15 protein-coding genes are annotated in these 14,990 nt (G+C 60.4%); 5 read left to right on the top strand and 10 right to left on the bottom strand.

Annotated elements, in window-relative coordinates; genetic code table 11:
• Positions 1–312 precede the first annotated feature (312 nt).
• From GTW23_RS12350 to GTW23_RS12310, 9 genes are all read right to left on the bottom strand, one after another.
• Positions 313–1,326, bottom strand: a complete 1,014-nt coding sequence (locus tag GTW23_RS12350; protein ID WP_252915983.1) for a type II secretion system F family protein — start codon at positions 1,324–1,326, stop codon at positions 313–315.
• 12 nt (positions 1,327–1,338) lie between these two features.
• Positions 1,339–2,349: a type II secretion system F family protein gene (locus GTW23_RS12345; protein ID WP_252915982.1), complete on the bottom strand. Its 1,011-nt coding sequence runs from the start codon at positions 2,347–2,349 to the stop codon at positions 1,339–1,341.
• A gap of 12 nt (positions 2,350–2,361) precedes the next feature.
• Positions 2,362–3,885 (bottom strand): TadA family conjugal transfer-associated ATPase, encoded by a 1,524-nt coding sequence (locus tag GTW23_RS12340; protein WP_252915981.1) that lies wholly within the window; start codon positions 3,883–3,885, stop codon positions 2,362–2,364.
• A 26-nt stretch (positions 3,886–3,911) separates the two neighbouring features.
• Positions 3,912–5,198, bottom strand: coding sequence for an AAA family ATPase (locus GTW23_RS12335; RefSeq protein WP_152010904.1), 1,287 nt, complete (start codon positions 5,196–5,198; stop codon positions 3,912–3,914).
• Positions 5,199–5,244: 46 nt separating this feature from the next.
• Positions 5,245–5,943: a CpaD family pilus assembly protein gene (locus tag GTW23_RS12330; protein WP_152010905.1), complete on the bottom strand. Its 699-nt coding sequence runs from the start codon at positions 5,941–5,943 to the stop codon at positions 5,245–5,247.
• A 14-nt stretch (positions 5,944–5,957) separates the two neighbouring features.
• Entirely contained in the window at positions 5,958–7,490 is a 1,533-nt protein-coding gene (locus tag GTW23_RS12325) for a type II and III secretion system protein family protein (protein ID WP_375589883.1), read from the bottom strand.
• Positions 7,491–7,504: 14 nt separating this feature from the next.
• On the bottom strand, positions 7,505–8,314 hold the full coding sequence (gene cpaB / locus GTW23_RS12320; protein WP_252915980.1) for a Flp pilus assembly protein CpaB: 810 nt from the start codon (positions 8,312–8,314) through the stop codon (positions 7,505–7,507).
• 282 nt (positions 8,315–8,596) lie between these two features.
• Positions 8,597–9,112, bottom strand: a complete 516-nt coding sequence (locus GTW23_RS12315; protein WP_252915979.1) for an A24 family peptidase — start codon at positions 9,110–9,112, stop codon at positions 8,597–8,599.
• Positions 9,113–9,244: 132 nt separating this feature from the next.
• Positions 9,245–9,418, bottom strand: coding sequence for a Flp family type IVb pilin (locus GTW23_RS12310; protein ID WP_152010909.1), 174 nt, complete (start codon positions 9,416–9,418; stop codon positions 9,245–9,247).
• 434 nt (positions 9,419–9,852) lie between these two features.
• Here GTW23_RS12310 and GTW23_RS12305 point away from each other — a divergent pair, with 434 nt between their 5' ends.
• From GTW23_RS12305 to GTW23_RS12295, 3 genes are all read left to right on the top strand, one after another.
• A complete protein-coding gene (locus GTW23_RS12305; RefSeq protein WP_375591055.1) occupies positions 9,853–10,263 on the top strand; it encodes a pilus assembly protein N-terminal domain-containing protein in 411 nt (136 codons plus the stop codon).
• A 145-nt stretch (positions 10,264–10,408) separates the two neighbouring features.
• On the top strand, positions 10,409–11,017 hold the full coding sequence (locus GTW23_RS12300) for a TadE/TadG family type IV pilus assembly protein (protein WP_382266142.1): 609 nt from the start codon (positions 10,409–10,411) through the stop codon (positions 11,015–11,017).
• Positions 11,018–11,067: 50 nt separating this feature from the next.
• The gene (locus GTW23_RS12295; protein WP_193217382.1) at positions 11,068–11,640 is read left to right on the top strand and encodes a TadE/TadG family type IV pilus assembly protein; all 573 of its coding nucleotides are present in this window, start codon (positions 11,068–11,070) and stop codon (positions 11,638–11,640) included.
• Here GTW23_RS12295 and GTW23_RS12290 read toward each other — a convergent pair whose 3' ends face one another.
• Positions 11,641–12,582 (bottom strand): phosphate/phosphite/phosphonate ABC transporter substrate-binding protein, encoded by a 942-nt coding sequence (locus tag GTW23_RS12290; RefSeq protein WP_252915978.1) that lies wholly within the window; start codon positions 12,580–12,582, stop codon positions 11,641–11,643. It lies immediately after the preceding gene.
• A 131-nt stretch (positions 12,583–12,713) separates the two neighbouring features.
• Between GTW23_RS12290 and GTW23_RS12285 the strand changes: the two genes are divergently transcribed.
• Together GTW23_RS12285 and GTW23_RS12280 are read left to right on the top strand one after the other, a co-directional pair.
• The gene (locus GTW23_RS12285; protein WP_252915977.1) at positions 12,714–13,934 is read left to right on the top strand and encodes a phosphopentomutase; all 1,221 of its coding nucleotides are present in this window, start codon (positions 12,714–12,716) and stop codon (positions 13,932–13,934) included.
• Positions 13,931–14,902 carry an adenosine deaminase gene (locus GTW23_RS12280; protein WP_252915976.1) on the top strand — a complete coding sequence of 324 codons (972 nt, stop codon included), beginning with the start codon at positions 13,931–13,933 and terminating at the stop codon, positions 14,900–14,902. The genes GTW23_RS12285 and GTW23_RS12280 overlap by 4 nt, the downstream gene beginning before the upstream one ends.
• The last annotated feature ends 88 nt before the right edge of the window (positions 14,903–14,990 follow it).

Below are 14,990 nucleotides of genomic sequence, written 5' to 3'. Positions count from 1 at the left end.
CACCCGGGCAATTGCTCCCGTCTTCGGTGCAGCCGTTCGCGAATCCAAACAGGACCCCACGCTCTCAGATCAGATCCCGCCTGAACCGGACATTGTCCGGCATGCGCCGCATCCGCTTTCCGATCTTCCTCCGGCAGCAAGCGGGGGTGGGAAGGCACTTGCCGTGGAGTCTTGGTTGGTCGTGGGTGCCGGCAAGCGCTCATGCGGCAAGCGGGGTCTTTATGGTCTGGGAAACGAAAGGCTCGGGCTTGCGAGGATTCCCCCTACAGCGCTGCGTTTAAGCCATGCAGGTCTGCGCGACCAGGTCTCTTTCTAATTCGGAACGCCGCCCGAGAAATTGTCCATCACCTGGATCGCCGCCGGCCCGAGAATGACGCCGATCAGGACCGGCAGGAAGAACACGATCATCGGCACCGTGAGTTTCGGAGGCAGCGCCGCGGCCTTCTTTTCGGCCTCGGTCATGCGCTGGTCACGGCTCTCCTGGGCAAGAACGCGCAAGGCCTGGGCGATGGGGGTGCCGTAGCGTTCGGACTGGATCAAGGCCTGGGTGACGGATTTCACCTGTTCGAGCCCGGTGCGGCTTCCCAGGTTTTCAAACGCCATGCGGCGGTCCTGCAGATAGGACAGCTCAGCGGTGGTGAGCAGGAACTCCTCCGCAAGGGCCGTCGACTGCACGGCGATTTCCTCGGCCACACGCTTCATCGCGGCCTCGATGGAAACACCCGATTCCACGCAGATCAGCATCAGGTCGAGTGCATCCGGCCAGGCAAGCTTGATCGAGACCTGACGCTTCTTGGCCTGGTTGGAGACAAACATGTTCGGCGTGTAGAAACCGATATAGGCCCCGACGATGCAGGCGAGCACCCTGACCGTGAAGGGCTTGTCGACCAGGTTGTCGAGCACGAAAACATAGACCACGGAGGCGACAAGGAAAACGAAAGGCAGCACGAAACGCGCCAGCAGGAACATGTTGAGCGCGTTCTGCGTGCGGTAGCCGGCGGCACGAAGCTTGGCCACCGTTGCTCCATCGGCAAGCGCATCCTTCAGGTTCAATTGCTCGACAATGCCGCGCACGGAGGCGTTGTCGCGGGAGCGCAGGCCGGCGCTCTTCGCACCGGCGCGGGATTGCTCGGCATTGAGACGGGCACGCTCCCGGGCGCGGATCTCATCGCGCTCGAGCGCCGCCGACTTCATCCGCGAGTCCAGGTTGCCGCCCTCGAAATAGGGAGCGAGCACCGTGTAGATCGTGGCGAAAACCGCAATCGAGATCAGGATTGGAACCAGATAGGCCGGGTCGGTCAGGGACGAGACAATATCGGAGAACATGGCTTGTGGTCCCTAGATGTCGAAATTGATCATGTTGCGCATTACCAGGATGCCCAACGACATCCAGACCAGCGAAACGCCGAGGATGAAATGACCGCGGCTGTCGGTGAACAGCAGCGAGATGTATTCGGGCGACGTGAGATAGACGAGCAGGCTGACGATGAAAGGCAGCGCGCCGATGATGGCGGCGGACGCCTTGGCTTCCATCGACATTGCATTGATCTTGCCCTTCATCTTCTTGCGATCGCGCAAGACGCGGGACAGGTTGCCCAGCGCTTCGGACAGGTTGCCGCCGGCCTGGGCCTGGATGGCGATCACGATCGCGAAGAAATTCGCTTCCGACAGCGGGATCCGGGTGTAGAGCCGCGCGCAAGCCTCGGGAATGTTCATGCCCATCTGCTGGGCCTCGACGATGCGTTTGAATTCGGTGCGGACCGGCTCCTGGCCTTCGGCGGAAATCATCCGGATGGCATCATTGAGCGGCAGACCGGACTTGATCGAGCGCACCATCACATCAAGCGAATTCGGAAATTCGGCAAGAAATGCCTTCATGCGGCGATTGCGCAGAAATCCCACCAGCCAGCGTGGTATCCCGACGGCAAAGATGATCATGACCCCCAGGGCAACGTAGAGATTCCCCTGAAAAATGAAGGCGAGAAAGCCGGTCACGAAGCCCAGAATCGCGGAAAAAATATAGAACTGCTGGATCGAGATTGTCAGTCCCGCCTGGGCGATCCGGTCTTTCAGGGCCGGTGACTTGCGGCGATCATTCTCCTTGTTTTTCTCTTCCAGTGTCTTGAGTGAATCCTGAACGGATTTGCGCCTCTTGTTGGCCTCGTTCAGCCTGTCGCGCGCGGCGGTTGCCTTGGAGCGATCGGTCTCGGCCGCCTTGACCCGCTTGACCCGGGTTTCCGCCTTGCGTTCGACCTCGATACGGGAATAGAGCACGCCATAGCCCAGCGCCCCCGCCGAAAGCGCGGCCAGGCCGATGATGGCGACTACCACTGTATCCAGACCAAACACGCGAGCGTCTCCTTAAGAGGTCATTTTTTCCATTGCATCGAGCGCCGCTGCCAGCCGCTTGTCTTCGCCATAGTAACGGGCGCGATCCCAGAAGTTCGGGCGACCGATGCCGGTCGAGCGATGCTGACCGACGATCTTGCCGTTGGCGTCTTCACCAAGCATTTCGTATTTCATCAGGTCCTGGGTGATGATGACATCGCCTTCCATGCCGACAACCTCGGTGATGTGGGTGATGCGGCGGGAGCCGTCGCGAAGCCTGGTTGCCTGGATCACGACGTCGACAGAGCCGGCGATGATCTCACGCACGGTCTTGGCCGGCAGGGTGAAACCGCCCATGGCGATCATCGATTCCATACGGCTGAGACATTCGCGCGGGCTGTTGGCGTGGATCGTTCCCATGGAACCATCATGACCGGTGTTCATGGCCTGCAGGAGGTCGAACACCTCCGGGCCACGGACTTCGCCGACGATGATGCGTTCGGGACGCATACGCAGGCAGTTCTTGACGAGATCGCGCATGGTGATCTCGCCCTCGCCCTCGATGTTGGGCGGACGGGTTTCGAGCCGGACGACATGCGGCTGCTGCAGCTGGAGTTCGGCGGAGTCTTCGCAGGTGATGATCCGCTCGTCCTGATCGATATAGGCGGTCAGGCAGTTGAGAAGGGTGGTCTTACCGGAACCGGTACCGCCCGAAATCACCACATTGCAGCGAACCCGGCCGATGATCTGCAAAACCGCAGCGCCTTCGGGCGTGATGGCGCCGAACTTGACCAGCTGATCGAGGGTCAGCTTGTCCTTCTTGAACTTACGGATGGTCAGCGCGGTGCCATCAATCGCCAGCGGCGGGGCAATCACGTTGACACGGGAGCCATCGGGCAGGCGCGCATCGCATATCGGGCTCGATTCGTCGACGCGGCGTCCGACCTGGCTGACGATGCGCTGGCAGATCGACAGCAGCTGGCTGTTGTCACGGAAACGGACGTCCGTTTCGAGAACCTTACCCGCAACTTCGATGTAGGTCATGCCGGAGCCATTGACCATGATATCGGCTATGTCGTCCCGCGCCAGCAGCGGCTCCAGCGGACCATACCCGAGAACATCGTTGCAGATATCGTCAAGCAGTTCCTCCTGCTCGGCGATGGACAGTGCGAAATTCTTGATGGTGATGATATCGTTGACGATATCACGGATTTCCTCGCGCGCGCTCTCGGCATCGAGCTTGGCCAGCTGCGACAGGTCGATGGTATCGATCAGGGCCGAGAAGACCTGGCTCTTGGTGTCGTAATAGGCTTCGTTGCGGGCAGACTTGCGCTTGACAGGCGGCTCTTCGCGGCGCGGTGCGGCGGGCTGGGGTGCCGGCTGTGGCGCAGCGGCCTGCGGCGCAGGCGCCTGCGGAGCGGCAGGCATCGACGGCATTGCCGCCTCCGGGGAACGCGCGGGTGCGGTTACGGGCTCCGGTTCGGCATGAACCATGGGCTTGGGCGCCGGAGCTTGCGGCGGCTTGCCCGATCCATCATTGCTGCGTTTGCCGAACATGTTGCGTTCCACTCCAGTCTTACAGATTACTTGCGGCCCAGAAGGCCCATCAGCGACGACAATCCGGCCTTCTTGCGCTTCTTCACCTCGGCCCTGCCGGTGACGACATGGGCAATCTGCGAGAGCGATTCGGCAACCGGCGACTTGGCCGATGATTCCGCGATCATCAGACCGGAATTGGCGGCCTCGCCGAACAGCGGTGCATCAAAGGGAATGATCGCCAGCGGCTCGATTTCAAGCGGGTCACAGAATGCCTCCGGCGCGATTTCAGGCCGCTTGGCCATGCCGACCTGATTGAGCACCAGCAGCGGCGTATGATCGTTCGGACGCAGTTTGCGCAGGGTATCGAAAAGATTCTTTGTGTTGCGCAGATTGGCCAGATCCGGGGTTGCGGTGATGACGATCTCGTCAGCCGCGCAAAGCACCTTGCGGGTCCAGTCATTCCAGACATGCGGAACGTCGAGGACGGCAACCGGCGCATTGCGCTGGATGATGTCGAGAATCGGAAGGAACGCGTCACCCGAGAAATCATAGGTCCGGTCCAGCATCGACGGTGCGGCAAGCATGGACAGATGCTCGGAGCACTTGGCCAGCAGCCGGTCCAGAAACACCTCGTCAAGACGATCGGGCGAGAACACCGCTTCGGCAATGCCCTGGGCCGGGTCTGTATCGAAATTCAGGTTCGCGGTGCCAAAGGCGAGATCGAGATCGGCCAGAATGACTTCGCTGGAAAAAAGGCTGGAGATGCTCCAGGCGCAATTGTGCGCGATGGTGGAAGAGCCAACACCGCCCTTGGCGCCGACGAAAGCGATGGACCGGCCGAGTGGCGCGGCATCGGGATCGACAAAAATCGTCGAGATCACGCTGATCACATCAGCCATGGAAACCGGTGCAACGATGTATTCAGACACGCCGTTGCGGATCAGTTCGCGGTACAGGGCCACGTCATTGACGTGCCCGACAATCACAACCCGCGTGTCCGGATCACAAACCGCGGCAAGCTCGCCGAGCTCCTCGAGCAAGGTCTGCCCGTCGGCACGGGTTTCCAGGATCAGCAGGTTGGGTGTGGGCGAGCCGGCGAACATGTTTGCCGCAGCTGAAACGCCGCCGGAATTGATGCGAAGATTGACCTTGGCCATGCGCCGGTCCTGAGAACACCGCTCCATGGTCTTGCCCAGGCCTTCGGTTTCAACAAAGACGTGCACCGAAATCCTCGGCAAGGGGCGGATTCGCTCGAAATCGCCACGCGCGGCGGCGGTGTCGGCCTCGTCAACCGGTGTTTCCTGCTGCAGCTCATAGTCAAGATTGGTCATCAACGTTGTCCTGCTTCAAAGAGCATGTTTCAGTTTCGCCAGCTCATCAGTTGCCTGCTATCGCACCGTTGGTCCGATAGGCTTCGATCACGGCCGAACGCCGTTCGGCATCGATCGGGGTCATGCCGCGCGGCGCGATGAGATCACCCGGATTGGAGATCTGGGCGGCCAGGTTGTTCTGGCTGGCGCAGCCGAAATTGGCGTAGTGCTTGTTCTCCGAGGTGTTGGCCAGGAGATCGTCGGGCCAGCGTCCGCATTCTCCGGTGGAGGCGGTCATGGCCATGAAGGCAATGCGGATCGGGGCCGCGTCTTCGGGAGAAGACACGTGGTAGGGAGAGGAAATGATGCGATCGCCCGGCACGCCTTCCTTGCGCAGGATATCGGCCACCTGGGGCGCAAGCACCGAAGCCGCGCCGGCATTGCCGGAGCCTACCGGCACCATGATGCGAACCGCGCCCGACGCGCTCGACCGGTAGTTCTGGGCCGCGCCGCGCGCGATCTCGCGCATGGAAATTGTCAGCTGGCGATCACCGGAGGCCACCGGGAGGTCGACGGTGCGTTCCTGTTCGGCAACGATGATCGGATGGTTGGTCCGGTAGTCATCGGGGACAGCACCCACGGTGACGCTGTGGCCGGGCCATCCGGCACAGCCGGACAGCAGCGAGACGGCGACCAGCAAAGGTGCGGCGGCTGTTCTGAGGGTTCGCAGATCAGGAGTGGCGGGAACAGTGTTCTTGCTCGACATGGTAAGGTTCCTGATCACTTGTAAATGAAGCCGACAACGCCGTGATACCGGCCGGGCGGCAGTTCGGTTTCCATCCGGCCATAAACCCGGTTGACCCGCCCGAGAAAGAAGCCCGCTCCGTCGCTGGCCGCATTGAAGTTGTCATCCGGACGAGCGATTTCGCTGCGGGCAACGGGCTTGACGATGTAAGGCGTGGCAATGATGACCAGTTCGGTCTCGTTGCGGACAAAGTCCCGGCTGCGGAAAAGCGTGCCGAAAACCGGAACCTTGGAAAGCCCGGGATAACCCGACATGGCCTGGCGGATGTTGTCCTGGACAAGACCCGCCAGCACGATCGAGCCGCCTGATGGCAGTTCTACCGCGGTTTCCGCCTCGCGGCGCTTGATCGAGAGCCGGGTCAGTCCGGGGGCGCCACCGGCTCCCTGAAGGGATGTGGAATCCTCGAAGCTCGGCTCGGAAACCTCGGTCAAAACCTTGAGCGATATGCGGCCCGGCGACAGCACAACCGGGGTGAAGTTCAGGCGAATCCCGTACTCGACCTCACGATCGGTATAGGTCGCCCTGCCGTTGTCGTCGTAATCAACCTCGTTGCGCAACTGGAACGAACCGCCGACGTAGAACCTTGCGCTTTCTCCGGAGATGGCTGTGAGGCTCGGCTCCGCCAGCGTGCGCATGACACCGGCCTGTTCCATGGCGTTGACATAGCTGCTGACGCTGGCGCCGCCGATTGTCTTGGCAAGCTGAGCATAGTTCAAGCCGGTGCTGAGCGTTCCCAGATTGGCCGGGTTCGAATTGACAAAACGTGCCGATGTGCCGGTGATGGACGAATTGAAGCCAAGCTGCTTGAGCACCTGACGACTGACCTCGGCAACCGTGACCTTGAGCGTAACCTGATCCTCGCCGTCTATCTTGAGCAGATTGACGATCTTCGATTTCTGGCGGGCTTCGGCGTTGATCGCCGCGTCTCCGCCTTCACTGGTCGCTGTGGTGACACGGGTTGTGGCCTCACCGCCGGTCAGGAAGATGTCAGCCAGGCTTGCGGCCTGCGCCGCATCCTGCGGTGTGCGCACCGAGCCGGTCAGAACGATGTTGTCGGAGAGAATTTCCACCTGGATGTCCGAGTCGGGAATGAAGCGGCTGAGATAGGCTTGAAGACCCGCCACATCGCGTTCGATCTCGAGTTCAATGGCGACGATTTCCTCGCCATTGGGACCGAAGATGAAGATGTTTGTCTGACCGACGGTCTTGCCGAACAGATAAAGCCTGCGGGAGGTCCGGGTGACCGCATCGGCGAGGCTCGGGTCGGCCACGAGAATGTCGTGAGCGTCGGTGGGCAGATCAACCACGATCGCCTTGTTCAGGCCAAGCTTGACCCGCCTGCTGGTGCCGGGGCCGGTCCGCTTGATCTTTATAACACTTTCCGCGGCAGCAGCCGAGGACATGATCCGGCCGCTGGACGGATCCAGCCCGAGGCCGGCCACCATGGTCGAACTGACCAGCGCAAAGCTGGTGAAGGATGCCAGGAGCGATTTTGCAATATGACGCACGTTCATTCTCCGCTTCAGTTGGTGGCGCCAACTTTGGTTATGGTGCCGGAGCGGATCAGCTGGATGGCCGCACTGCCGTCTTCGCCGCTCAAGAGATATTTCGCACCGTCGCTGTCGGACTCCTGGACGTCGGCAACACTGCGCAGGGCGAGTGTCAGCCGGTCGGCCATCTGCTGGGCGACGGTGATGATTTTTGTCTGATCGGGCGTCAGCTCGAGCGTGGCCGTCGTTCCGACCGCGGTGCGGCTGCCGTCCGCGTTTTCCTCGATCCGCTGGTCGATCGCCAGGATCCGGATGTTGGAGAGAATGACCTCGGTGAGGAACCCCTCCTCTCCGGTCTTGCGGCGGACCATGATCACGTCGACACGGTCATTGGGCAGTATGAAGCCGCCCGCGCTGGTTGCGACCGAGATTTCGGTGGCTATGGCCCGTTTCCCTGCCGGGAGCAGCGAGGACATGATGCGCGAAGACGAATCGACGATCTTTTCGTTGCGCAAGGGTTCACCGGCAAACAATGGCAGGCGCACAACCACGCCAGTGAGTTCACTGATTGCATCAGGTCGGTTGTCGCGCCGAATCAGCCCGTCGATCACGCCGTCTTCGGGCCAGCCCTTCCACTCCAGGGAGTCTTCGCCAAGACGCGCCCCCACCGGCAGATTTGCGGTTGTCACAAGCACGTCGATGGTCGGCATCTTTTCGATAACCGGCTCCGAGGACATTTCAGTCACCTGAACGGTCGGAGAAGTCAGGTTCATGGCCAGATATCCGGCCAATCCTGCGGCCAGGACTGCCACTGACATGATGACGACGCGCGGGGTTTTCATACTGTTTCCTCGAACGGATATTGGGTACGCTGGCGGCAGAATGCATTGGCAATCGTGTAATTATGGTTAATGACCCGGTAGCAAACAGGGTTAACGGAAGATTGCCCACGGCTGGTGCGGATCGAGTGGATTGGCCAGCCGGTGAGCCCAAGGCGCTCCAGATGCCCGACAAGCAGCACAAATTGCGCCGGCAGAGCTTCAGCAAGCCTGCGACGGTGAACGTGTCTTTGGTGATCTGCGCGAGGCGCGGTTAAGGCTGCGGCCGCAGCCTGATCGCCGCTCTCAGCTCAGGCGACCAAGCGCATGCAGAAAGATCTCTGTCTGAGGATAGGTGGCGAAGGCCGCAACACCAATGGCGACGCCGTAGGGTATTCCCTCGCGATCCCTGAAGAAATGCATTGGAAGCGGAATCGGCGAGACCAGAAGCTGGTTCTGGTTTGCGCGGATCATCAGGACCACAAGGGCGAGGACGCCGCCAAAAATCCCGGTGAACCCGAGAAATGCGACGAGATTGACGTTGAAGCCGTACCAGAGGGCCGCGGCGCTTAAGATCTTGGCGTCCCCACCACCCATCACGTTGAACGCAAACAGGGTGAAACAACCGGCAAAAACAACAAGCGCTGCAGCAACAGACCAGGCTATCGTCATCCAGTCCATGCCGCTGAAGGGCGCAACGACAAAGAAGGAAACCGCCAGGATGACTGAAATCCTGTTCGGTATTTTCATTGAAATGAAATCGCAGAATGCTGCCATGGCCACGCAGAGCGGGAAGATGACAAAAATCGCGGCCTCTACCATTGCGTCACTCCTGAATCTGCACGGGAGGCTAAGACAAAGACATTAACAAACCACAACAGGCCCCAGACGCAAAAAGGCCGCCCCTAGAGGCGGCCATTTCATGATTGTGTCTTGTCTGAAGACAACCGGGTATCAGCCGGTGTAGTTCAGCTTGCCGGACAGGGCGTTGAACTGGTTGTTCAGGGCGTTGCCCAGCGTGGTGGCGCCGGTGATGAGTGCGACCGAGATAAGGGCGGCGATGAGGCCGTACTCGATTGCAGTGGCGCCGGATTCGTCTTTGACGAAACGATCGAAAAGATTCTTCATGGGTTTGTTCCTTCATCCACTTGTGTTTTCAGCACTCCGCCAGCTGCTTCGGTTGGTCGGATGTCACGATCATAGGAGAGGGGGTTTTCAAACCGCTTAACGAACAAGGTTAGTAAAATCTTTCGCGGCCAAAGCCATACGCATGGTAAACAGCCTTCTAAATTATCGGTGGCTGCAACCCGCTCGAAAGCCTTACGCGGAAGGCACGCTTCCGGATCAGGGCACGGCCGTCCTTCCGTTTCCAGCACCGCCTTGCTGCGCCCCTATTATAAGGAGTCGGCCCTAAGTGCGATATCACAGGCCGGAACCGCCACCACGATGGATGCAAATTGCCCATTTTGCGAAGAATTGATGTTGATCATCCAGCCTTAAGCCTTCGTTCACCAATCCCGGCGATTTTAGGGACGTAATCGCAATTCCGAGGAAATGGCATGATTCACACCCTTCCCGCCTATCGCCGGCTCGCAACAATGGCTTGTGGTGCGGCCCTGGTTCTGATGGCGTCGCTGCCGGCCCATGCGGCGGAAGACGTCATCCGGGTGTTCATGGATCATGCCCGCATCCTCAAGCTGGACCGCTCTGTGAGCAAGGTGATCATTGGAAACGCCAATGTGGCTGATGTGACCGTGTCCGATCCACAGACCATCGTCCTGACCGGCAAGTCCTACGGAACCACAAACCTGGTCATTCTCGACCAGGCCGGTGACGCAATTGTCGATGAACGCATTCTGGTATCGGTGGACGAGGCCAACACGCTGCGTGTTTTCAAGCAGACTTCACGGTCGGTCTATTCCTGCTCCCCAGCCTGTGAAGAACACGTTCCGACAGCGGCCGTAAGTCCGTAATCCGGTCTTATCCGCCATCCGCCTGACATTCCCGATCTTCAGAACCTGTTAACCAGCCGGCGAGCTTGTTCTTGCCGGCGTTACCATTATTCAACCAGTTTGGCCTAGCGTTGCTCTCAGGAAACGAGTGTCCGGGAGTCCGACGATGAATGTCGACGATCACATCACTACCATGCGAAAGCCACCGCGGCGCATGCGGCGTCGGCTGGCCCGTTTCCGCCGCTCGCGCGACGGGACGGCTGCCATCGAGTTCGCATTGCTGGCCTTCCCGTTCTTTCTTCTGATCTTCGCCACCATCGAAGCCTTTGTTGCATTTGCCGGTGAACAGCTGCTGGAAAACGCGGTGGACACGATGGCCCGGCAGATCCGTACCGGCCAGTTCAAGAACGTGACCGAAGAGGAGTTCCGCACCAAGTTCTGTGCCGAGATCAGCCTGATGATCACCTGCGCAGACGAGGAGGATCCGGACGACCAGAAGCTCTATCTCGATGTACGCGAGTTCGCGACCTTTTCGGCCATTCCGAACTACATTCCGAAAGCCAGCAACAGTCAGTTCGCTGACCTTGATCCCTCCAGCTTCGATTACAAGCCGGGCGGCCCGAAGAGCATCAATATCGTTCGCGCCTATTACCGGTGGGAAGTGATGACAGATCTGGTCAGACCCTTCATCACCAATATCCGCAAGGATGGCGAAATGCCGCGCGACTATCTGATGGTGGCAACCGCCGCGTTCCGCAACGAAAACTACCCGTGAGCTGCAGGATGACAAATATGGCAGAGCGCAAATCACAAGGAAGTAGGCCGATGAGAGGCATTCTGATGGCGGCAAACCAGACGGTGCGAAAGCTCCGCGGTGACCGCTCCGGTGTGGGCGCGGTGGAGTTTGCACTGATCGCGCCCGTACTGATCGTTCTCTACATGGGGTCGCTGGAAATTTCCGTGGCCATGTCGGTCAACAAGAAGCTCGCGCGTGCCGCAAGCACGGTCGCGGATCTGGTCACGCAGGACGAAACGGTCAACAAAGCGACGCTGGCCTCCATGGTGAACGTGGCCCAGAGCGTGATGATGCCGTTCCGTGCGGAAGGCGTCGAGGTCAAGGTCACCGGCATTGCGATCGATGGGGCGGGAAAAGGCAAGACTGCATGGTCCTGGCAGCAGGACAACACACGGCCTTACACTGTGGGTTCCGATCAGGCTTTGCCGAAGGACCTGGCAATTCCGAACACATTCCTGGTTCGCACCGAACTGGAAATGGACCACAAGCTTCTGGTGATCATGCCCGACATCAAGAACATCGACGTCCGGACCCTCCACATGAAGAAGACCTACCATCTTCGTCAGCGCGTCGGCGACAGCGTCACCTGCAGCAATTGCTGATCACTGCAGCGTTATCGCGGACTGCTGGTCGGACAAGGCTTCGACCAGCCCCCTGACACTGCGGTAATCATCAGGACCCGGTGTGATGTAGCCTCCCGCAAAGGCGGGCTCGAGCAGGTCAAGCAGGCCCGGAGCCGAATTTGGCATCCCGTCAAGAAAGGATCCGAGAGCCTCGCCGAGATCATCGGGCAGGGACCGGTGCATGGCATGCGGGCCATAGCGAATGGGCTGGGAGGACCAGAGGATCCGCAGCGGATCTGCCGAGCTGATGCCGGCCTGGTTCCAGCCGCCGAACAGGCGCGCGATATCCGAGCCCTGATCACCGGGGATATCCGGCAGCCAGGCGAAGAAACCATCGACCTGGCCGGACTGGTAGAGTTCGATGACAGATGAAACGCTGCCGGCACGGACCAGAACCGGCTGGTCCAGACTGCCCGACCGGATGGCCTGGCGCGGGATCTGCCAGCCCGAAACGGACGCTTCGTCGGAATAGCCCACCCTGAGTTCCGAGACCGGCCTGTTGACTCCCTCGCGCGCCACCAGAACCGAACGGAAGCCGGTCGAGCCATCGGCGGCAACCGGGCTGCGCAGGGCACGCACACAGCCGCAGGCCGCGTCCGTGGCTGCGAAAGACTTCGCGGAATGGATGGCGTAACCGACACGGCCGCTTGCATGGGCATCGATCAGAGCGGTGTAACTGCCAAGCTTGATGATTTCCACAGGGATCGAAAGCGCATCGGCGAAGGCACGCCGGACCGCTTCCAGCTTTACCGGATCGGTTGCGGCAACATGGGTCTCTACGAGGCCTATGCGCAGGATCGGCACCGATTCACGGTAATCCGCGCGCGCCGTGGCCGCACAGAAAACCGTTGCCCAGATCGCCGCGGCACCGAGCGCGCGAAGGCATCCTGCAAGTCCGACAATGCGCTTGATCATAACCATGAGGGGTCTATACCACGACCGGCCGAATTTGCACGGTTATGGTGAAAACAAGGTTACCGCGCACGAGCGCTTCGACGTCTTCCGGTCATGCATCAAACCGGCTAACCTGCCGTTCAATTGGAGATTTCTTGATGGCACGCGCATTCCTGTTTGTTCTTGATTCCTTTGGCATAGGCGGCGCCCCGGATGCGGAGGCCTATGGCGACCTGGGGGCCAATACACTCGGCCACATCGCGGAGCAGTGTGCGGCGGGCCTGGCTGACAGAGCCGACCTGCGCAAGGGCCCGCTGGCCTTGCCGCACATGCAGTCGCTCGGTCTTGCCGAAGCGGCGCTGACAGCCACCGGTGACCTGCCCGCGGGCTGGACGCTTACCTCCCGCCCGCGCGGTATCCACGGCGCGGCCAGCGAGGTGTCGCATGGCAAGGACACACCTTCGGGTCACTGGGAGATTGCCGGCCAGCCGGTGATGTTCGACTGGGGGTATTTTCCCGATGACGGGCCGGCATTCAGTGATGAACTGGTTTCGGCCATCGTATCGGAAGCGGGATTGCCGGGTATCCTGGGGAACTGTCATGCATCGGGGACCGAGATCATTGCCCGGCTGGGCGAGGAGCATATCAAGACCGGAAAGCCGATCTGCTATACATCGTCGGACTCGGTGTTCCAGATTGCCGCTCACGAGGAGACTTTCGGCCTTGAGCGTCTGATCGAGCTGTGCCAGATCGTGCGCAAGCTGGTCGATCCGCTCAACATCGGACGCGTGATAGCCCGGCCTTTCGTTGGATCGGTCAAGGCGGGGTTTGACCGGACCGGCAACCGGCGCGACTTTTCGGTTCCTCCGCCGGGTCCGACCTTGCTCGATCAGGTCAGCGAAAGCGGTCACCGCGTGTTCGCAGTGGGCAAGATCGGCGATATCTATGCCCATCAGGGTGTCACCGATGTGCGCAAGGCGAGCGGCAACCCAGCGCTCTTCGAAGCAACGTTGAAGGCCACTCAAGATGCTCAGGACGGGGACCTGGTGTTTACCAATTTCGTCGATTTCGACATGCTCTACGGGCATCGCCGGGATGTGGCGGGGTATGCCGCGGCGCTGGAAGCGCTCGATGCAATGCTGCCGCGCTTTGCCAAGCTTCTCAAACGCGGTGACCTGGTGATCATGACGGCGGATCACGGCTGTGATCCTACCTGGCGCGGCACCGATCACACCCGTGAGCGCGTTCCGGTGCTGGGCTTCGGTCCCGGTATCGCCCCGCGCGACATCGGTGTTCGCTCGACTTATGCCGATATCGGCGCCACGCTGGCGCAACATCTGGGCCTGCCTGCAACCGGCAATGGAAGGAGCTTCCTGTGACAACGAGGATCAAGAAGGCCGAGCTGCATTGCCATATCGAGGGCGCCGCTTCCCCGGCCCTGGTGAAGGCACAGGCACGCAAGTACAATGCGGATGTGTCCGGTTTCATCTCTGATGACGCTTATGTCTGGTCAGATTTCACCGAATTTCTTGTGGCCTATGACGGCGCCGCCTCACTGTTTCGCAGCGAAGAGGACTACGCGCTGCTGGCGCGGACCTATCTCGAAGGCATTGCCGCTGAAAACGCCATCTATGCGGAGATCTTCGTTTCACCCGATCACGCGGCGGCCGCCGGATTGTCTCCGGCAGCCTATTTCGACGGGCTGGCCGATGGCATAGCCGCAGCGAAGGCCTCGACCGGGATCGAATGCCGAATGATCATTGTCGGCGTGCGGCATCTCGGAGCAGAGAAGGTGGAAGCCGCAGCGAGGCTCGCCAGCAGCAGGCCGCACCCGCTGATCACCGGCTTCGGCATGGCCGGCGAAGAGCGGTTCGGCAGGGTTGCCGATTTTGCCCGCGCCTTTGACATTGCCCGCGACGCCGGGCTTGGCATCACCATCCACGCGGGAGAACTTGCGGGAGCCGAAAGCGTGCGCGATGCGCTGGATCACGTCCGCCCGGCCCGCATAGGTCACGGCGTGAGGGCGATCGAGGACAAGACACTTGTCCAGAGAATCGCGGATACAGGGGTGGTGCTCGAGGTGTGCCCCGGCTCCAATCTCGCCCTCAATGTGTTTCCGGACATCGCAAGCCATCCTTTTGACCGGCTTCGGCGGGCCGGCGTGAAGGTGACGTTGAGTTCGGATGACCCGCCGCATTTTGGCAGCTCCATCGGCCGGGAATACCAGATGGCCGCAGACGCATGGGGCTACGACGACGCGATGTTGACCGGAATCACCCGCACATCGATCGAAGCGGCGTTCCTTGACGAGCCGACAAGGGCATTTCTCTTGGGACAGCTTGCCTGAATACCGTTCAAATGGTTGCCGGAAGCTGCCAATCGGTGTCTAAATCAAAAAAGGTAGATCACGCTCCCGGGCACCCTTTTGTGTCGGA

Source organism: Parahoeflea alexandrii (assembly GCF_024105735.1).
GTDB classification, from domain to species: Bacteria; Pseudomonadota; Alphaproteobacteria; order Rhizobiales; family Rhizobiaceae; genus Hoeflea; species Hoeflea alexandrii.
This window is presented reverse-complemented; position numbering and strand designations above follow the sequence as displayed.